Consider the following 20,772-nt stretch of genomic DNA (forward strand, 5'->3'; position numbering starts at 1 on the left):
CATATACATATGTGTCTATGCCTTACAATAGAATAAAACTACTCACCTTATTGCTTTTGCTGTCAGTATATGGTTTAAGTGCACAGCGCGCTAAAATAGATAGTTTAAATTATCTTCTAAAAAAGGCCCCGAAACAAGATTCCGTTAGGTTGAATATTTTAAATGAATTGGCCTATACCTATTATTCTATTGATCCTAGGCAGGGTGTGGAACTATCTAAAAATGCCGTAAAACTTGGTTTTAAGTTAAAAAATAATAAAGCTGTTGCTACTAGTTATGCATATCAGGGTCATAACTACAGCGCATTAGGGGAGGATTCACTGGCTTTGGATGCGTACGATAAGGCAATGAAGATAAGAGAGGAAAATAATGATCAAATAGGCGCCGCGAGACTAATATATAATAAGGGGTTGGTCTACTTTAATGAATCTGACTATGCCCGTGCCAACGATAATAACCGAAAAGCCTACAAGGTCTTTGAGCAGGCTAAGGATAGCTTTTTAATGGCTAAAATGTTGAATAGTATTGGTATTAACCATATGTATCTTTCGCAATATCCAGAAGCTATTAAGAGTTACTTGGATGCCAAGCGTATTTATGAGGATATTGACTTGATAAACGACAAGCAATATGCGTCAATTTTAAGTAATATAGGACTTTTGTATGCCAGATTGGAGAAATTTGACCAGTCGGAAGATTATCAGAAACAAGCGCTTTCGTTTTTTAAGAAGAATGATTTTCAAGAAGGTGTAGCAAATGCCCTTACAAATCTTGGTAGGGTTTACAATGAAACGGGAAAATCCAATAAAGCCATAGAGAGTTATAAGGAGGCTTATGACATAATGGAGCGGAATAGCAATGAAAGGGGAATGGCCAGTGCTTTGACCAACACGGGAATCGCTTATACGGAAATGGGGCAATATGAGGAGGCTATAGCTTATTTTAAGCAGACCCAAAGGATTTATGAAAAGTTAAAGAATGCCAATAATCTGGCTATAGTGCACCAACATTTAGGCGATTGTTACGCTTTGGGAAAGCAGAAAAACCTAAAGCTTGCCGAAAAGAATTATCAAACTTCGTTTCAATATGCCAAGGAAGCGGGGAGTATAAATCTACAGTTTAATGCACTTGATCAACTAGCGGTTTTGCAAAATGAAATGGGTAATTATAAGAATGCCTATAAAAATAAAACAGATGCTGTGGTTCTACGCGATAGTTTTGCTTCCGTTGAGAAAAAAGAGGAAATAGCACTTCTTGAGGCCGATTACGAGTATGAAAAAGAAAAATCAGCCCTATTGGCTGCCCATGAAAAGGAGCAAGCCATTTCTAATGCAGAAATGGAACGTCAAAAACTAATGATAACGGGTTTGTCCATGGGGGCGCTTTTGATTGTGGTTTTTTCGGCTATTGCCTTTCAATTGTATAAAAAAAGAGAACGGATATTGTCCGAAAAGAAAATTTCCGAATTTAAGACCAAAGTGGCAGAAACTGAACTAAAGGCATTGCGGTCACAAATGAACCCCCACTTTATTTTTAATGCCATGAACTCCATTAGTGACTATATGGCTAAGAACGATTTGGAAACTGCCAATACTTTTTTAGTGAAATTTTCCAAGTTGATTAGGGCTATTTTAGAAAGTTCGGAGAAAAAATGGATCTCGTTAGAGGAGGACTTGGAAATCACAGGGCTTTATATGCAAATTGAAGCACTGCGTTTAAAGAACAAATTTGTGCACTCTTTTAGTATTGATGAAAAAGTTGATGTAGAAAATACCATGGTGCCACCATTAATACTACAGCCGTTTATTGAAAATAGTATATGGCATGGTATATCACCAAAAGAAACCCTTGGGCATATAGATGTTTCGGTGAAAATTGAAAATCAGTTTTTGGTCTGTAGAGTAGATGATGATGGGGTAGGGCGAAAAAAAAATGGTGCAGCTCAAAAGGGAAAAACTTCAATGGGACTCAAAATTACCAGAAACAGGCTTGATATTATTAATCAGTTGAAAAAGGAAAACGGAAGCATTCAAATGTTCGATAAGAATGAAGGACTTCGCGTTGAACTGAAATTACCTTTGGAACTTCAATTTTAATGAGTGTATGTTAAATGCAATTATTGTAGACGATGAAAAACACTGTCAGGATAGATTACTGCTCCTATTGAATGCTTTTGATACTGTTCTGGTGCTTAATGTGGCATCTTCATATGAAGAAGGTCTAGCTGCTATAAAAAAATATAGCCCTCACGTGGTTTTTTTGGATGTGCAGTTGCATGATAGAACAGGGTTTGAACTGCTTCAAGCAGTGCCGGATATTAATTTTGAGGTTATTTTTACCACGGGTTATGATACGTATGCACTGGAAGCTTTTAAGTTTTCGGCCTTAGATTATTTGTTGAAACCCATTGCTGAAGAGGATTTGCATACGGCATTGGAGAAGCTGACAAAGAAAGTTTCCCTACAGGAAATATCAAAAAAAATGGAGGTCCTGTTCCATAATCTAGAAGGGCAAAAGGCCAGTGATTTTCAGAAAATAGCGGTTCCCACGGTCGATGGACTTTCCATGATTGCCATATATGATATTGTAAGGTGTCAGTCAGACGTTAATTACACCCACCTTTATTTAAAAGGTGATAGAAAACTTACGGTAGCAAAAACATTAAAATATTTTGAAGCTCTTTTGGAGAAACACCATTTTTATAGAGCACATCAATCGCATTTAATAAATCTTACCTGCGTAGATAAATATGTGAAGGGGAAAGGTGGGTACGCACTCATGAACGATGGTTCACATATAGAAGTAGCCGTGCGCAGAAAAGAAGACTTCCTAAAAAAATTAATGGGATAAAAAAACCTCCCCTAAGGGAGGCTTATAATTTTATACATCGCAAATGGTAATCCCCTCTTTTAGGGCTGCAATTTGGTCATCCCATGTGGGTATGAATTCTTGTGCCACGTAGCCTTTGTAACCCGTTGCTAGAATTGCTTTCATTATAGCAGGGTAAAAAAGTTCTTGCGTATCGTTTATTTCATTTCTGCCAGGGTTTCCTCCTGTATGGTAATGGCCAAAATATTGGTGGTAATCCTGAATGTTACGGATAATGTCACCTTCCATAATTTGCATATGGTAAATGTCATAAAGCAATTTAAAATTCTCGGAACCTATGGCTTTGCAAAGTTCAACGCCCCATGCGCTGGTATCACACATGTAATCCGGGTGGTTTACTTTGGAGTTTAGGAGTTCCATTTGAAGAACAACACCGTGTTTCTCTGCAATAGGCATTAGCTTTTTAAGGCCTTCGGCGCAGTTTTTTAATCCTTCGGCATCGTCCATTCCGTTTCGGTTTCCACTAAAACAGATGAGATTGGTATAGCCCGCTTCTGCAACTTTTGGAATGTGTTGTGAATAGTCGGCTATTAATTCTTCATGTAGAGAAAGGTCATTGAAGCCTTTTTCTATCCCAAAACCGGCACCCCAGCACATAGAGGCATGAATACCATATTTTTTCATCAAAGGCCAATCTTCGGGACCGGTAAGGTCCATGGCCTTAATACCTAGTTCGTTTAGGCTTTTTAAGAAATCTTCCATGGGAATATCCTTATAACACCAGCGGCAAACACTATGATGAATATTTTCCTTTAATTTTACGCTTTCTGTATTAGAAGGTGCCATGGCATTCGTAGTTTTGCAGGCCACCATACCAACCGATGCAGCGGCAGATGTACCAATAAATTTTCTTCGTTTCATAATTTTGGCTATTAGGCGAAAATAAAGATAAAATTTTTAGATTTAAAAATGAATATGGCACCAGATAAAGAAAAATTGATTGAATTGGCACATTATAAGATGCCTTTCGGAAAATTTAAGGGACGATATTTGGTGAACCTTCCTGAACCATATCTTGTTTGGTATCAACAGAAAGGGTTTCCTGACGGAAAATTAGGAATTCTACTTAAATCCATGTTAGAAATTAAGATTAATGGACTAGAGCCGTTAATTCGTAAGATTCAAAAAGATTTTCCCAGGTAATACCTATGATTTCACTAGGCAATTTATATCTTTGTGCCCCGTAACAAAGAACACCAATATGTCGCAGACAAAGTATATTTTCGTTACGGGAGGTGTTACTTCTTCTCTAGGGAAAGGTATTATAGCCGCATCGCTCGCCAAATTGCTACAGGCACGTGGCTATAAGACAACGATTCAAAAATTAGACCCGTATATCAACGTAGATCCAGGTACGTTAAACCCTTATGAGCATGGCGAATGCTATGTGACAGATGATGGGGCCGAGACCGATTTGGACCTTGGGCATTATGAGCGTTTCTTAAATGTTCGTACCTCTCAGGCCAATAACGTAACTACCGGGCGTATTTACCAAAGTGTAATTGACAAAGAACGCCGTGGAGAGTTTTTGGGAAAGACCGTGCAAGTTGTCCCACATATTACCAATGAAATTAAGCGACGTGTTCAACTGTTGGGGAAGAGCGGTGAATATGATATAGTAATTACCGAAATAGGGGGTACTGTAGGTGATATTGAATCCTTACCTTATATAGAATCTGTTAGACAGTTGCTTTGGGAGCTTGGAGATAATAATGGTATCGTTATTCATTTAACATTGGTGCCTTATCTTTCTGCTGCGGGCGAATTGAAAACAAAACCAACACAGCATTCCGTTAAAACGTTGATGGAGAGTGGTATAAAGGCTGATGTGCTGGTTTGTAGAACAGAACATGAAATATCTGACGAGATAAAAGAAAAATTAGCGCTTTTTTGTAATGTGAAACGAGAAGCGGTTATACAATCTATTGATGCTTCTACCATTTATGACGTTCCGTTATTAATGCAAGAAGAAGGTTTGGATACAGTGGTACTTAAAAAATTGGCTTTGGCCGATACTGTAAAACCTGATTTGGACCAATGGAAAGATTTTCTGGATCAACATAAGAATCCTCAGAATGAGATAAACATTGGCTTAATTGGTAAGTATGTTGAGCTTCAAGATTCTTATAAATCTATTTTAGAGGCTTTCATCCATGCAGGAGCCGTCAATGAGGTTCGTGTAAATATTAAGTCTATTCACTCAGAACATTTACTGGGCAAAAGTCTAGAGAAAAAACTTAGTGATTTAGACGGTATACTCGTTGCTCCTGGTTTTGGTGAAAGGGGTATTGAAGGAAAAATACAGGCCGTACAATACGCACGTGAAAACAATATTCCGTTCTTGGGTATTTGTTTGGGCATGCAAATGGCGGTAATTGAATATGCTCGGAACGTACTGGGGCTTGCTGACGCCAATTCAACCGAAATGGACGAAAAAACGCCTTACCCGGTCATCAACCTTATGGAAGAGCAAAAAACTATAACGAACAAAGGAGGTACTATGCGTTTAGGTGCTTGGGACTGTGAGTTGTTGGAAGGTAGTTTGGTAAAGGGCGTTTATAAAGGAGCCGAAAATATTTCAGAAAGACACCGTCACCGTTACGAGTTTAATAGTGATTTTAAAGATCAACTTGAAGAACAAGGCTTAAAAGCAACGGGAATAAATAAAGAAACGGGTCTGGTAGAAATTGTTGAGATACCGGAGCATCCTTGGTTTATAGGAGTGCAATATCACCCAGAATACAAAAGTACGGTGGTTAGTCCGCATCCTTTATTTATAGGCTTTGTAAAAGCGGCATTAAAACATAAAAAGCAATAAACTAATGCCATTCTGGCATAATCTGGTCAATTGGACATATATTTGCTAATTGACTGAATCAAACCCTTGTACATGACCGATTTAATTAATTGAACGATCGGTCTACTAACAATTATCTAGATGGAAGAAAAGAAAGTAGATATAAATTCCATAATTGGCTTTGTGCTGATTTTCGGAATATTGATATTTATGTTTTATCAGAATAGGCCTACTCCAGAAGAGTTAGCAGCTGAAAAGGCACAACAAGAGCAGGTTGCAAATGAGGAAAGTAATGAAGCCTTGCCGTCTGAAAATGTAGCGCAGACTCCGGAAATTAATCTTCAGGATTCTACAGCTGTTGCCAACTACCAAGGTAAAATAGGTGCTTTTGGATATACACAGCCCTCTGACAAGATTACCAAATTAGAGAATAAACTACTTTCTTTAGATATAAGTAATAAGGGTGGGCAAATTGTAGAGGCACGTATGAAGCAATTCCATACCTATGATTCTATACCTGTGTATCTTGTTCATGAAGGTAATGCTTCTTTTGGTTTGAATTTTACCACATCGGATAATAGAGTGTTGAACACCAAAGACCTTTATTTTGAGCCATCGGTAACTGAGAGTAATGGTAATACGGTACTTTCAATGAAGGCCAAAGCAGGTCCGAATAAATTTTTGGAGTACCGTTATGAAATGAGAGAAGATGATTATCTCGTAGACTTTACCATCCGTTCTCAGGGTCTTAATGGTATAATAGATGGTACAAGACCAATAGATTTAGAATGGAGTTTAAAAGGTATTCGCCATAATAAAAGTGTAGAATACGAGAATAAGTATACTGAGCTTACCTATAATCATGAAGATGGTAAAATAAGCTATCTGTCTCTTACCAGTGATGATGAGGAAGAGGAAGAAGATGTAAAATGGTTATCCTACCGCCAGCACTTTTTTAGCTCTATCCTAGCAAACAAAAATAATTTTAAGAATGCGACACTTACTTCCAAAAATTTAGTGGAAGAGGAAAGTAAGGAAACAAAATTCACCAAATTGTTTGGTGCTTCAGCGCCTTTGGAACTTACAGGTGGTGAATTGGCTCAAAATATGCATTGGTATTATGGCCCTACTGATGTTGAGGTGTTGAATCAGTATGAAGAGTTGGGATTGGATGATTCCATTCCTTTTGGATGGGGCATTTTTGGTTGGTTGAACCGTTATTTCTTTACTCCTTTCTATTCCTTTTTAAGTTCGTTCTTACCGTTTGGTGTAGCAATTATTGTTATGACTATTTTGGTTAGGTTGGCAATGTCTCCTGTAACGTATAAGTCGTATTTATCTCAGGCAAAAATGAAGGTTTTAAAACCTGAATTGGCAGAGCTGGGCGAGAAGTACAAAGACAATGCGATGAAGAAGCAACAAGAAACCATGAAGCTTTATGGTAAGGCCGGTGTCAGCCCTATGAGCGGTTGTGTACCTGCATTATTGCAAATGCCGATTTTCTATGCGTTGTTTATGTTTTTCCCAACCTCGTTCGCGTTACGTCAAAAAGCATTTTTATGGGCAGATGACTTATCGTCTTATGATGTGGTTGCCAATTTACCTTTTGAGATTCCTTTCTACGGAGATCACGTAAGTTTGTTTCCTATTTTAGCTTCTGTAGCTATTTTCTTTTATATGACTATGACTACAGGGCAGAACATGCCACAACAACCTGGTATGCCCAACATGAAATTCATCATGTACTTAATGCCCTTAATGATGTTGTTCTTTTTTAACAACTACGCAAGTGGATTGAGTTTGTATTATTTTGTATCCAACTTAATTACTATTGGTATCATGTTGGTGATAAAGAACTTTATTTTGGACGATGATAAAATACACGCCCAAATACAGGAGAATAAGAAAAAGCCTAAGAAAGAGAATAAGTTTCAGAAGAAAATGCGCGAAATGATGGAGCAGGCCGAGGAACAGAAAAAGACAGGCAGAAAGTAATTAGAAAGAATCTCTTAGATTTTATTAATACGAAAAAACCCTGACATCTCTGTCGGGGTTTTTAGCATTTAGTTAGTTTGGTTTGATAAGATTTGGGATTGTAAAGATGCAGCTTAACCAAGCTTTAAAAAAAAGAGAGTTGTCAAGAGCTCTTTTTTGTATGCTAACCCAGGTGATAATGATGTGTGTATTTTAGATGTAAGGTATGTAAGGTATGTAAGGAAGTCTTGACCAAGTTTTCGTATTTTTGTATGCAATAATTAGAATAATGAAAAAAGTAGTTGTAGGCCTCTCAGGAGGAGTGGATTCAAGCGTAACCGCGTATCTTTTAAAAGAACAAGGATATGAGGTAATTGGCTTGTTTATGAAGAATTGGCATGATGATTCGGTTACTATTTCAGAAGAATGCCCATGGTTGGAAGATAGCAATGATGCATTAATTGTGGCCGAAAAACTAGGTATTCCATTTCAGACCGTAGATTTAAGCGTTCAATACAAAGAGCGTATTGTAGATTATATGTTCGCTGAATATGAAAAAGGGCGTACGCCAAATCCGGACGTACTTTGTAATCGTGAGATCAAGTTTGATGTCTTTATGGATATAGCCCTGCAATTGGGAGCGGATTATGTAGCTACAGGACATTATTGTCGAAAAGGGACTATCAAGAATGATGACGGCACGGAAACCTATCAGCTTTTGGCAGGTGTGGATGGCAACAAAGACCAATCCTATTTTCTTTGTCAGCTTTCACAGGAACAATTATCAAAAACTCTATTTCCTATAGGTCATTTAAATAAGCCTGAAGTGCGCCAAATTGCTGCGGATAATAGTTTGATTACCGCTGATAAAAAAGACTCTCAAGGGCTTTGCTTTATTGGAAAAGTGCGTTTACCTGAGTTTCTTCAGCAAAAATTAAAACCTAAAAAGGGAGTTATTGTTGAGGTGTCTTCTGATGTTTCTCAATATCAAAGAGAATTGCCTCAATTTGAGAGCAAACAAGAAGAGTTATCTTTTTATTCAGAGAAGCCTGTATATAAAGTTGAAGATGGAAAAGTTGTGGGTGACCACCAAGGAGCGCATTATTTTACAAAAGGACAACGAAAAGGGCTGGATGTAGGAGGAACAAAGGAACCTTTGTTCGTTATTGAAACTGATGTAAATGAGAATGTGATATACACGGGTCAAGGTAAAATGCATCCAGGTTTATACCGTAGAACACTGTTTATTACGGACGAGGAATTACATTGGGTACGGACGGACTTAGCTTTAAAAGAAGATGAAACTTTGGAGGTAATGGCGCGTATTAGATATCGCCAACCTTTGGAAAAAGCTACTTTGTATAAAGTTGAAGGAGGTTTGTATGTTGATTTTCAAGAAAAACAATCAGCTATTATGGAAGGCCAGTTTGCGGCTTGGTACATAGGTGACGAGCTTATTGGCTCCGGTGTAATTTCATAGTAGGAAGGCTATCAATATAAGAATTGCATGCAAAATAGAATAACAGAACTCTTTGGAATAAAATACCCAATTATACAAGCGGGTATGATATGGACCAGTGGCTGGCGTCTGGCTTCCGCCGTATCCAATGCAGGAGGTTTGGGGCTAATAGGTGCCGGTAGTATGTATCCGCAGGTTTTGCGCGAGCATATTCAAAAGTGTCAACAGGCCACGGATAAACCTTTTGGAGTAAACGTTCCTATGCTTTATCCAGATTTGGACAAGCTCATGGAAATCATTGTTGACCTTGGGGTTAAAATTGTGTTTACCTCCGCTGGAAACCCAAAAACATGGACTTCTTATTTGCAAGAAAAAGGGATTACCGTAGTTCACGTGGTCAGTAGTTTAAAGTTTGCTTTAAAATCCCAGGAGGCTGGAGTAGATGCTATTGTAGCCGAAGGTTTTGAAGCTGGAGGTCATAACGGAAGAGACGAAACCACTACACTAACGCTTATTCCCGCAGTTAAAGAGAAAATAGACATTCCCATAATTGCCGCAGGCGGAATTGCCACAGGTGCAGCAATGCTCGCTACAATGATTTTAGGTGCTGATGGGGTACAGGTAGGTAGCCTTTTTGTGGCAAGTGAAGAAGCATCATCTCATCCATTATTTAAACAGAAAGTAGTAGAAGCAGGTGAGGGCGATACTCATCTTACTCTAAAAGAATTGGCGCCAGTTCGGCTCATAAAGAACAAATTTTATAATGATGTGCAACGGGCGTATGCCAATGGAGCCACTAAAGAAGATTTGATTTCCCTGCTTGGAAGAGCACGTGCTAAAAGAGGGATTTTTGAAGGTGATATGGAGGAAGGCGAATTGGAAATAGGTCAAGTAGCTTCGCTTATTAAGAGCATAAAACCAGCTGCAACTATTGTAAATGATATGATGACTGAATTTGAGCAGGCTAAAAAGGCTGTAGCTTCCTTATAACATATAGGGATTCATAAAAATAAAAATCCCTCCAGATTGGAGGGATTTTTTTGTTGGGACTCTATTTAACCTTCTTTGAGGTTGGCTAGATACTCTATTAAGTTTCGCAGTTCTCTTTTGGATATTAAACGACCCATTGGTGGCATGGCAGATGGCATATTTTCTCGTTTTTCTATTCTTGAAATATGAATGTCCAAAGGTTCTGCTTCACCGGTTTTCAGGGTTAGCTCCTCATCGGTTTCGGCTTCTAGTATACCGCTTACTTTAGAACCGTCTTTTAAAGTAAGGGTAACGCTTCCGTAACCAGGTGCCAAACGAGCTCCAGGCTCAATAAGTGCCTCTAGAATCTGTTCACGGCTTAAAATGTTTCCTATGTTTTCCAATGAAGGACCAACGTCTCCTCCAGCACTGCCTATGGCATGGCAACGGGTACACTGAGCGGTTGGGTTTTTATTGAATACATTCCGACCATCTCTATAATTCCCGCCTACTAAGGTTTCTTTAAAAGCCTCTACTGAGTTTCCGTTTTCTTTAAGTGGTTTAAGTTGTGCTATTAAATCTTCATTTTCCGTGGATTCTACAGCTTCGATTAAATCTAGTATAACACTTTGATTCAAGCGGTCTGCAGTAGCTTGCTTAATTAAACTTCCCAGTAACTCTCCACTTTTTTCAATTGGTAATTCACCTAAAACACTCAATAATTGTTGTTGCTCGCGTACTGAACCATTTTTGAAAATGGGGTTTACAATGTTAGGTAGATTTTCTTTTGAAATATCCATTTTGGGCATTAGGCTGATAGCTGTGGTACGAACATTTTTATCGTCATCTTTCATACCATACTGCATGGCCGTTTCAATCTTATTAAAATTAAGCGTCCCCAGGGCTTTCAACATTTCAGAACGGACTTTAGCCGACTTATGTTTTTTCATAACAGCAAAAAGCGCATCATTATGAGAGTCTATTCCTAAATTGGCCAGTGTGTTAGAAATACCAATAAGGATATCCGTATCCGTGTCTTCAATGAAACTTGGAATATCTTTTTCTATTTTCTGCTTAACTATATTCGGGTCTCTTTTAATTTCTCCTCTAAAACGGCCATCAACACGGTCAAGTACGGAAGGTTCTGCCCAAGTACCAATAGTGGCAAGAGCTTCGCCGCGTAGCACGTTAGACCTATTTTTGTCCTTGGCGAATGCAATAAGGTTTTCCAATTCTTTATCTCCACCAACGCGTAACGCTGCATTTATAGCACGACGAAGTAATGGCTCTGAGTTAAATTTTTCTACCGTAAGCATATTGGCCAATGCAGGTAAAGCGGCTTCAATAGACCAATCATCATTAATGGCTCTTGCGGCTTCCGTAACAATATATTCATCCTCATCATTTAAGAATTCGGCAACGGCAGGGTCTTGAAGTCTGCGTAAAACCAGCACCGCGGCAATTCTAAGACTTCGGTTTGGGTTATGGGCCAAAGTAGTTATGGATTCGGTATTGCCAATTCGAGACAGGGCCAATACAGCAGCATGTCTTAAATAAACATCTTCATCATTATTCGCTACAATCATGTCCAATAAGGGCTGAACGGCAGCTTCGGTCTTAAATCTACCCAATGCTTGGGCAGCAAAAAACTTAACTCTTGCATTGTCATGTTTTAAAAGCGGAATCAATTTTGAACCTGCTTCGGTATATTTTACATCGCCTAAAATCTTAGCGGCCTGAGCAATTATTTCAGGGTCACTATCAGCTAAAAGGGAAACAAGAGGTTCTGCTTCGGAAGCATCTTTATCAGCAATTTGACCTATTCCCCAAATGGCATGGATACGTGCAAACTGATTTTTATTATCTGCAGATACTTCTTTTAAGGCCTTATACCCTTTGGAACCATTTTTAACCAGCTGAAATTGTGCTTTTTTTCTAATTCGCATGTCGCCATAGGAAAGTAATTTTACCAATTCCTCTGTGGACTGTTCATTATAGTCCAAAGTCATTAGGCGTTTTGTTTCCTGACGCTCTTTTTCAAGGTCGTTTTTAGAATCGCTGACATCTAACTTCCAAACACGACCATAATTCTTTGTTCCCCAACCCGTAATCCAATCTGCAAGGTACATGGCTCCATCAGGACCAAATTGAATACCCGTAGGGAGTACACCGCTTAAGATACTGGTGTCGGTTTTTAAATCGAAAGAGGCCCCTTTGGGAGTAAGGTCAAAAGACCAGATATTGGAACGGTCAGGGTTACCCACAAATTCCACTAAAAAGAATTTATTCAGCCAATCTTTACCCAAAGCAGTACCTGGGTTATAGGTCATACCCGTTGGTCCGTTATGGAAATTTTTAATAGGAGGAACAATATAGGCAGCCTGGCCCTCCCAACGTGGAGTGAACAATTTTTCATCCATCCAAACTTTGTAGCCATTGTTCTTAGGGTCTGTGTATTTACCGTACTGCCAGTTGGAACGCCATCCAGAATCCGAACCTTCTACCAAGTGTACGAGTCTTTCACTTTCGCCGGCATGGTCACCATCGTTATCGGAAGAAATAATATTTCCGTAGGCATCAAAAACAAATTCATGGGTGTTACGTAAACCTCTGGCAAATACTTCAAAATTGCTTCCATCCGGATTGGAGCGCACAATAACACCCTGATTAGGATATTTTAGTTTCTGACCGTCCACAGTTGTAAGGTTAGCGCCAATGTCTCCAATTCCCCAATATATTTTACCATCTGGGCCTTCAATAGCACCGGACATTCCGTGGGCGGCAAAACCAATATGCACGGCAAAACCATGGGCTAGAGATGTTTTTTCGTCCAGAATTAAATCATCGTTAGTATCGGTCATTCGCCACATATCTGGGCCTACGCCAACAAACACATCGTTCTCGCGCACTAGAAGTGCACCGGCAACATCTGTGATTTCATCATTAAAATCTTCTAGAATTCGGGTAGATTTATCTGCAATACCATTGTTATTGCTGTCTTCTAGCATCCAAATTTCATCTTTTTCTACGGTAAGGTCTTTCCAGTCATGACTACCATCCTCGTTAAGGTCTGGGAACCATTCGTTTTCTTCACTCTTTTCAGGAGCAAAGGTTTCATGCAAAAATTTCCGACGGTCTTCAACGGATTGTAATGAGATGGACGGGGTCATCCAATCTTGATGTCCGCGGATATCAAATTCCGAATTTTTTTGGCGATTGGTACGCGTTAAATAGACTCTACCTTTGTCATCTATTTGCATAGCAATAGGGTCGGGAGCCAAAGAATCCGAAGCCCAGAGCGTTAATTCCAGTCCGTCTGCAATTTTAGGACTGATGCCTTCGCGTATTTCTTTTGCCCTGCTGACTTCCGTGAGTGAGTCTTCAGTGATAACCAAAGGGGTTTCCTTTGGTTTTTTAGGCTTTGATTCGCAAGAGAGTAAAAGGGAGAAAACTAGTGAGAATGTTAAAAATTGGGTGAGTTTGGTGTTGATTGTCATTGTTGTTATGTATTCATTGGTATAGAGCCGATAAAAATAGGGAATAATGAATACAGGATGGCAATGCTTACTAATCTTTTTGTTGAGCTGCAATAGCTCTGACAATCATCATAGCCTTTTCTTCCTCTTCTTTTTGAACGTGAACCTCGAGTGCGCCATCAATATTTGCTGCAAAACCCGCTAAGCGAGCGGATTCAGACTCATCTTTCATAATTGCGACGATGCCAACTTCAAGTAGTTTTTCTTCAATTCGTTGAGCGGTAAAACGATTTCCGGAGTATATTTTTGTGTAGTTAGATTCCATAGTGTGAGTTTTTATAACAATATAAATTTAGGGTGTTATTTAAAATTCAAGAACCTTAAAACATTAATTATTGATGAAATAAATATTAGGCTCTTAATCTAATCTTCCGAAAACGTAAGGACACTTTTAGTTACTAATAATTGACCTATATGCCGTTGACTATGTTCGGCGGCATGGAAGAGAAGACCTAATGTTGTGGATGGCAGTTTTTTTCGGCCCACGGTTCTAGTTCCTTTCAAGGTAGCTTCATTAAGTGTATTGAAAAACGATAATGCTTCTTCAACTTTATTTTGGAATGCTGCAACTAAATCATCAACGTTGATTGTAGTGTTAGGTTTACCTTCTTCGGAAAGGTATGCAAATTGCGCTTGGGATAATGTTTCTGATTTAGCATAGGTCATCATACGATCCAGAACACCAGTAATATGTTGCAAATGGAAACCAACGGAAGCTCGGCCAGCAATTTGCGTCCATAATTGGTCTTTGGGAAAATCAGCCAGGTAACGTTCTACTTCTTCTGAAGATTGTAGTAGCGCATGTGCTGCTGGTTGCAATAGTAAAGGAACGTTAGGGAGAGGGCCGCGGAGCCAAACTTCGGGTTTTGTATTTTTCATGCTGTTTAATTAAGGTTTAATGGCTGTGCTCGTAATGTTTTTTCAAAACATCTTCTCCAAAATCATTGGTTAAATCACGTACTACAGTATGTACGTGGTTGGCATTATCTTGAGTATTATCATACTCAATTAAAAGTGTGGGTCCTTGGATGTGGTAATAATGGCCTTTTCCGGGTTCTATGCTTCCTGCCCAAGCAAAGGAGAGCTTGTTGATATCCGCATGCTCTATTTTGGTTCTGAATATTTTTGAGAATTCAGCTTCGTAGTTATTTAAATAGAGGTTTAGTAGTTTCTGAAAAATAACTTTTTGTTCTTGGGATAAGGCGGAAAATGGAACTCCTTTGGGTTCTAAATTGATGGCAGTTTTGTTATTTCGGGAGAATATTTCGTAAGGGGCCTCCTCAGTGAATAGGGCTTGGGATAATTGTTCTTTTGAAAGTGAATTGAGTAGTTCAAAACCTATTTCGGTCTCTTTTTTTAATACTTGTTTTCCTTTTGACTTTCCGCTGGGCACAACGCCAGGATTGGAGCCCATAAAGGTTGGTGTGCCGGATAGAATGGTTTCTTTGGAAGCAACAAAGTTTAATGATACATGATGACCTTCAAAGCGCCAACCCCAAAATTCATCTTTGTCCGGTTTTCCATAAATAGTAAAATGGTAGTTTAAGGCATCTCGCATAGGAGTACCATCGGGCATTTTCTTTTTATTCTGTCCTAAAACCATCAGCACGTTTTCTAGCGCCATGATTTCCGATGTTTTTTTAAATCCCTCTTCGCTTAATGAAGCTTTTAGTAAATGGATTGCTGCCTCCTTTTGAATTGGGTTAAAATCATTAAAAGTGGGCCCTTTACGGGCTATAGGCACATAATTAAAATTATAACGTTCATCATCATTGATTTTAAATTGGGCTTTTTCTAGAAGTTCATGGTCCAAAGTACTTAGGAAATCTTGGGCCAATTCATGCAATTCTTGCGCTTGCCCCATTGTCAACATGAAGAAATTAATGATGGAGAAAAATATATTTTTTAGTCTCATGAGAAAAGTTTGGCGGTCTAATGTTCTGGCAATTCATAAATGTAGTTAACTAAAATTAGTTCTAACGAGGGGTTAGACCTAAAATTTAAGTACTAGCGCAAATGGTATCTAGGAGGTGTTATATAAGATTCGGAAATTTAATAAACACTATAGCTAAGGTGACTTAGAGTAGGTTTGCGCAGAAGGTCTAGCTCTTCTGAATATCCAGATTTTTTAAAGTTGCGCAGGATGGATTCAAAATTACTGCCGTTGGTAATTAATTTTAATTGATAGTTCTCACATTTAATTATAATCTGCGTTTCAGATATTTTATACTCTGAAGGGAAGACTTTGACAAAACGAGATATACGGCTAGGCATGCCCAACTTCATTAAAATATGCATGGGAGACAAATAAAAAGTATCTATAGTTTCTTTGCCACGAACAAGGTTAATAGATTCTATCTCATCTTTTAAAACGGGAATGATACTTTCATGATTATCAAAGTTGCCAACCACCATTATCCCCTTTGGCAATATTTCTAAATTACATTTGGTCTGACTTAAAAGTAAATCTGTTTTGTAGTCCTTGTTCTTAAAGTCTACAAGTCTAAATTTGAACTTTTTTTTGGGTTTAAGAAATTTAAAAAAAGACGTGGACAATTTCGCAGTTGAAGAAGACGTACTTTTCATTTCTGTTCAGCAGGTTTGGTTGGTTTGTTAGATAATAAGGGGCGGTATTCTACATACCTTGGGGGACTGCAATCTACAGAATTATGACGATATTTTTGAACGCTTAAACGACTGTTGAGCTATAAGTTGAGGTTATAAAAACAACACTTTATCGATGAAGACTCGGAATATTTAGGGTTGCGAATACCTTAATACTCCAATTATAAGTTATCAACAAAATCATTGGTGATAACTTATTGAAAACTTTTTTAAATTTTATGGGTGATAAATGTTTATTGTGATTATAGAAGCCCTCTTGCTTTGATTTCTAGGTACTTGTTGATTGTGTTCATAGTGAGATTTTCTGGCTTCGTCAGGATGGTCTGTATGCCATACTTCTGCAATTCTTTTTGCATTAAGCGCTTTTCTAAAGTAAATTTTTCGGCGATTGTCTTGTGGTAAATGGTTTGTAAGTCTTCGGCGTCTTTAGAAATTAAAGCTTCTAGTTCCGTGTTTTCAAAGAAGATAACCACAAGCACATGTTTTTTGGAAATAGCACTCAAAAACGGAAGCTGCCTCTTTAAAGCTGAAATATGCTCAAAATTAGTGTAGAGCAGTAGTAGACTTCTCTGATTTACCTTACGTTTAATATGGGCATAAAGCATCCCGAAATCGGCATCGGTAAACTCGGTATTGATGGTGTACAGCTTTTCTAAAATAGTATTTAGATGCGTGATTTTTTGAACGGCAGGCACGAACGATTCTATTTTTTTTGAAAATGAAATCATTCCGGTTTTATCATTTCGCTTTAAAGCAACATTTGAAAAAGCCAAAGCAGAGTTTACTGCGTAATCGAGCAATTTTAACTCATTGAAAGGCATTTTCATTACCCGCCCAGTATCAATAATGGAATAAGTGGGTTGCGAGCGTTCATCTTGGTATTGATTGACCATCAAATGGTTCTGTTTGGCCGTTGCTTTCCAATTAACGGTTCTAAAGTCGTCCCCTTGTACGTATTCCTTTATCTGCTCAAATTCTTGAGTGTGCCCAATCCTGCGTATTTTTTTTAATCCAACTTCTGTAAGTCGGTTATTTATGGCTAGAAAGTCATATTGCTGCATTTGGATGATACTAGGATAAACCGGTACCATCTGGTCTTTTTGGAAAACAAATTTTCGCTTTACTATTTTTAAAGGCGAAGAAGCAAAAACAATAAGATTTCCAAAAACGTATTCTCCGCGGTCTACCGGCCTAACGGTATAATTAAATTCTTTTTTATCTCCTTTTGATAAACTGGCTTTGTGTTCAAAATCACGTTTTTGGAATTGAACGGGAAGCTCATCTATAATCGATACTTGTGTTATAAATGCGTAATGGCTTTCAAACTTTATTAGAATAGGATTAAGGTCGCTATTAGATAATTTCTTAGGAAGAATTCTAGAAGCGATTATTCCTTTGTTAGCTGCGTACAAAAGGTAGGTGTCAAACAAAAACAGGGCAATTAAGAGTAGACTCAGAAGCCAAGCGATAGGGTAGAGTACAGGTATCCAGTAGCTAAGGATAAAGCTGGCCGAAAGTATAGCTGTATACCTAAAAAAAACATTGTGTATGTAGAACGATTTTAGAAACTGCATACTTATCTCGGTATTTCAACCGACTCTGTTATCATTTGAATTACACTTTCTGTGGTCATGCCTTCCATCTCACGTTCCGGGGTTAGAATTACCCGGTGGTTAAGAATGGGTACAAGTGTTTTTTTAATGTCTTCTGGGGTTACAAAATCTCTTCCGCTTATTGCTGCATAGGCTTTTGACGCATTTAAGGTGGCAATAGAAGCTCTTGGTGAACCTCCCAAATATAGATGCGGATGGTTTCTTGTTTTTGAGATAATCTCAGCAATATATTTTATTATCTTTTCTTCTACTATCACGTCCTGAATATTGGCTTTATACTTTACTAATTGTTCAGGGGTTAGCACGCCGTTAATTAGTTCTTTAACTATGGCACCTTTGCGTTCGTGATGCGTTTTTATAATTAATATTTCTTCCTCTACCGAAGGATAATCTACCTTTATCTTGAATAGAAACCGGTCTAACTGGGCTTCGGGCAGGGCGTAAGTGCCCTCTTGTTCAATTGGGTTCTGGGTGGCCAAAACCATAAATGGAGCTTTCATTTTATAAGTAGTACCATCCATGGTAACTTGGCGTTCTTCCATGGTTTCGAACATAGCGGCCTGAGTTTTTGCAGGAGCCCTGTTTATTTCATCAATTAGAACAATATTAGAGAAAATAGGCCCTTTTTTATATTCGAACTCAGACGTTTTTACGTTGAAAATAGAAGTGCCTAAAATATCGCTGGGCATAAGGTCTGGCGTAAACTGAATTCGGTTAAAATCCGTCTTTAGGGTTTGGGCAAATAGCTTTGCCGTAACCGTTTTAGCAATGCCGGGCACCCCTTCAATGAGTACGTGCCCGTCAACCAACAACGAAACAATTAGCAGTTCTACAAAGTTTTCCTGCCCGATTATAACTTTAGAAAGCTCTCTTTTTATATCGCTAACGGCATTCTTTAAATCTTCTAGCGGAATGCGGTTATTGAAGTTAAGATCTTCGTTTTGAATCTCATTATTTTCCATGTGATTTCTTTTTAAATTTTTCTATTGCCGTATTGAGCTTTTGTAGCTCCGTATCGGTCAAAATATCTTTTGCTTCCAGTTGTTCTATTAACGAAAAAAGTGTTTTAACTTCTTCTTTGCTATGGTTACTTCGTGCGGCTAAATTTTCATAAAACTCATCATCTTTATTAAATGTGTTCAAATAAAAATTGGAGCGTATGTATTCTAAAAAGTGGGCAGTTTTATGTGCTGCAATTTGTTTGCGCTCTCCCTTTTCAAAATACATATCTGCAATAGTCCGCGTAAACGCCAGTGTCTGATTCTTAAGCGGAATTATGATAGGTATGGCACGCTGCTTCCGTTTTCCTTCAAAAAACACGTAAATCACTACCCCTATCAGAGCTAAATAGTACGCCCATTTAAATTCTTTTGTATTTAAAAAAACGTACATGGGCGAGGTATAAACAGCTTTGCCGCTTTTATGATGGTTGTCCATGTAAATCGTACGAGAGTCATCCAGATAAGATAGGAGGCCTGCCGTGTACTGTTTGTTGTTGTCCTTTAAAATAAAATAGTTGGTAAAGGCTTTTGGAAAAGTGCTTAGTATGATTTCTCCTTTACCAAATGAAGTTTTAACTACATTGTTAACTTGTTCTGTTTCTACCTCGGTTTTGGACTTATCTATATTGGTGACCGTCCCTAAGATGGTCATAGTATCCGTTTTAAAATCTTGGAAGTAGGTGACATGGTCTTCTTTGTTAAAAAAGTAACCATCTTTAGACGCCAATTGAGGGTTGACAAGTCTGTGTTTGTGTGAACGTATATTTTCCAATCCACTGAAAAGAGTAGCGGTATTTAGCTTCAAAGTGTCCAAAAGTTGTTCTTCATAATTTTCAGACGCGATGAAAAGGGTGTTCCCTTTATCTACCCAATCTAAAAGTGAAAATAATTCCGATTCACCAAAATTGATAGTATTGTTGACAAAAAAATATGTTCCCGATACATCTTCATTTGCTTGCAGAAATTCAAAAGGAGGTATGTGTACATCTTGTATTTTATTCTCAAAAAGATGCTCCATTACATCATTCAATACAAAAGTGCCATAAGGAATTTTGTGTTTGGCTACATAGGAGTTGGTCCAGTTTATTTCTTTAGGACTGTTGTACTGCATGACCATTAACAAAGCAACGGTTGCCACGGCTATGACTATGTATTTGAGTCCCTTTTTATCCATTAGTGCCAATTGTTTGTTCTATGGATAGAAATGTTCTTTTTGCCTTTTGGTAATCTATTTCACTAATGTGAAAATCACCATACCAAGTAAAGTCGTATAAACGGGTGATTGCTGTAAATGGTTTTTGGAGGTTAGTTTTTGAAATCTCTTGCAAATAATCGTCATTGGTTTTTTGCGGTTCCCAAGTAATCAATTCCTTCTCGCTCATTAATTTCAGTACATGCAAATACGAATAACGTACGGCTAAGCGATAGTCCTTTTGGGCAAGGGCCTGTTCAATTAGGTCATGAATATTTTCGTTCTTAATAATCTGTTCTTCCTCCGATAGCGAAACCAAAGCTGCATTGGCTTTAGCTTGTTTTAGTGAAGTAGAGTTGATGTTCAGAAAAAACCGAATGAGAATATAAATCAATATTCCCAATAGAACATAGGGAAAAATACGAATCACCAGAGCAAGAATACCTGAAGCTTCATCAACCCCAAAAATACCTTCAAAAATACGGAGCATTATATTGGCGAGCAAACTCTTAAAATCGTCCCACCAGGTAGGGTCGGTCTCTGAAGCTTCATATTGAAAGGCGGCATCTTCATAAAACTTACTTAGTTCTTTTTCACTAATGGTTTTCACCTGAAGGGGAACCGTGTCATAAGCAATTCTCAAAGAATCTTGTTGGGCAGAAGTACCTCCAACACAACATAAAATAAGTAGTAAAAGAAAATGCAGTTTCCGCATAT

17 protein-coding genes are annotated in these 20,772 nt (G+C 38.2%); 7 read left to right on the forward strand and 10 right to left on the reverse strand.

Going from position 1 to position 20,772, the window contains the following annotated elements; translation table 11 throughout:
* Positions 1–17 precede the first annotated feature (17 nt).
* Together P0077_RS14245 and P0077_RS14250 are read left to right on the forward strand one after the other, a co-directional pair.
* Complete coding sequence (locus P0077_RS14245) at positions 18–2,096, forward strand: tetratricopeptide repeat-containing sensor histidine kinase (RefSeq protein WP_276165879.1); 2,079 nt, start codon at positions 18–20, stop codon at positions 2,094–2,096.
* Between the two features lie 7 nt (positions 2,097–2,103).
* Complete coding sequence (locus tag P0077_RS14250) at positions 2,104–2,850, forward strand: LytR/AlgR family response regulator transcription factor (RefSeq protein WP_276165880.1); 747 nt, start codon at positions 2,104–2,106, stop codon at positions 2,848–2,850.
* 30 nt (positions 2,851–2,880) lie between these two features.
* On the opposite strand, the gene P0077_RS14255 is transcribed toward P0077_RS14250, so the two are convergent.
* Positions 2,881–3,750, reverse strand: a complete 870-nt coding sequence (locus P0077_RS14255) for a hydroxypyruvate isomerase family protein (protein ID WP_276165881.1) — start codon at positions 3,748–3,750, stop codon at positions 2,881–2,883.
* Positions 3,751–3,798: 48 nt separating this feature from the next.
* Between P0077_RS14255 and P0077_RS14260 the strand changes: the two genes are divergently transcribed.
* The 5 genes from P0077_RS14260 to P0077_RS14280 all read left to right on the forward strand — a co-directional run bounded on the left by P0077_RS14260 (position 3,799) and on the right by P0077_RS14280 (position 10,109).
* Positions 3,799–4,032: a DUF3820 family protein gene (locus P0077_RS14260; protein ID WP_276165882.1), complete on the forward strand. Its 234-nt coding sequence runs from the start codon at positions 3,799–3,801 to the stop codon at positions 4,030–4,032.
* A gap of 58 nt (positions 4,033–4,090) precedes the next feature.
* Complete coding sequence (gene pyrG, locus P0077_RS14265; protein ID WP_276165883.1) at positions 4,091–5,707, forward strand: CTP synthase; 1,617 nt, start codon at positions 4,091–4,093, stop codon at positions 5,705–5,707.
* 120 nt (positions 5,708–5,827) lie between these two features.
* Positions 5,828–7,681 carry a membrane protein insertase YidC gene (gene yidC, locus P0077_RS14270; protein WP_276165884.1) on the forward strand — a complete coding sequence of 618 codons (1,854 nt, stop codon included), beginning with the start codon at positions 5,828–5,830 and terminating at the stop codon, positions 7,679–7,681.
* Between the two features lie 268 nt (positions 7,682–7,949).
* A complete protein-coding gene (gene mnmA / locus P0077_RS14275) occupies positions 7,950–9,140 on the forward strand; it encodes a tRNA 2-thiouridine(34) synthase MnmA (RefSeq protein WP_276165885.1) in 1,191 nt (396 codons plus the stop codon).
* 27 nt (positions 9,141–9,167) lie between these two features.
* A complete protein-coding gene (locus tag P0077_RS14280) occupies positions 9,168–10,109 on the forward strand; it encodes an NAD(P)H-dependent flavin oxidoreductase (protein ID WP_276165886.1) in 942 nt (313 codons plus the stop codon).
* Positions 10,110–10,174: 65 nt separating this feature from the next.
* On the opposite strand, the gene P0077_RS14285 is transcribed toward P0077_RS14280, so the two are convergent.
* From P0077_RS14285 to P0077_RS14325, 9 genes are all read right to left on the reverse strand, one after another.
* On the reverse strand, positions 10,175–13,585 hold the full coding sequence (locus tag P0077_RS14285; RefSeq protein WP_276165887.1) for a HEAT repeat domain-containing protein: 3,411 nt from the start codon (positions 13,583–13,585) through the stop codon (positions 10,175–10,177).
* Positions 13,586–13,655: 70 nt separating this feature from the next.
* Positions 13,656–13,889 carry a putative signal transducing protein gene (locus P0077_RS14290; protein ID WP_276165888.1) on the reverse strand — a complete coding sequence of 78 codons (234 nt, stop codon included), beginning with the start codon at positions 13,887–13,889 and terminating at the stop codon, positions 13,656–13,658.
* Between the two features lie 98 nt (positions 13,890–13,987).
* Entirely contained in the window at positions 13,988–14,443 is a 456-nt protein-coding gene (locus P0077_RS14295; protein WP_349292955.1) for a DinB family protein, read from the reverse strand.
* 76 nt (positions 14,444–14,519) lie between these two features.
* Positions 14,520–15,539, reverse strand: coding sequence for a DUF3500 domain-containing protein (locus tag P0077_RS14300; protein ID WP_276165890.1), 1,020 nt, complete (start codon positions 15,537–15,539; stop codon positions 14,520–14,522).
* Positions 15,540–15,676: 137 nt separating this feature from the next.
* Complete coding sequence (locus P0077_RS14305) at positions 15,677–16,210, reverse strand: hypothetical protein (protein WP_276165891.1); 534 nt, start codon at positions 16,208–16,210, stop codon at positions 15,677–15,679.
* Between the two features lie 281 nt (positions 16,211–16,491).
* Positions 16,492–17,823, reverse strand: coding sequence for a DUF58 domain-containing protein (locus P0077_RS14310; protein WP_276165892.1), 1,332 nt, complete (start codon positions 17,821–17,823; stop codon positions 16,492–16,494).
* Positions 17,824–17,825: 2 nt separating this feature from the next.
* Positions 17,826–18,824, reverse strand: a complete 999-nt coding sequence (locus tag P0077_RS14315; RefSeq protein WP_276165893.1) for an AAA family ATPase — start codon at positions 18,822–18,824, stop codon at positions 17,826–17,828.
* A complete protein-coding gene (locus tag P0077_RS14320; RefSeq protein WP_276165894.1) occupies positions 18,814–20,037 on the reverse strand; it encodes a DUF4350 domain-containing protein in 1,224 nt (407 codons plus the stop codon). Before P0077_RS14320 ends, P0077_RS14315 begins: the two co-directional genes overlap by 11 nt.
* Positions 20,030–20,770, reverse strand: a complete 741-nt coding sequence (locus tag P0077_RS14325) for a DUF4129 domain-containing protein (RefSeq protein WP_276165895.1) — start codon at positions 20,768–20,770, stop codon at positions 20,030–20,032. The genes P0077_RS14320 and P0077_RS14325 overlap by 8 nt, the downstream gene beginning before the upstream one ends.
* Positions 20,771–20,772 lie beyond the last annotated feature (2 nt).

This window comes from Zobellia alginiliquefaciens (assembly GCF_029323795.1).
GTDB lineage: Bacteria > Bacteroidota > Bacteroidia > Flavobacteriales > Flavobacteriaceae > Zobellia > Zobellia alginiliquefaciens.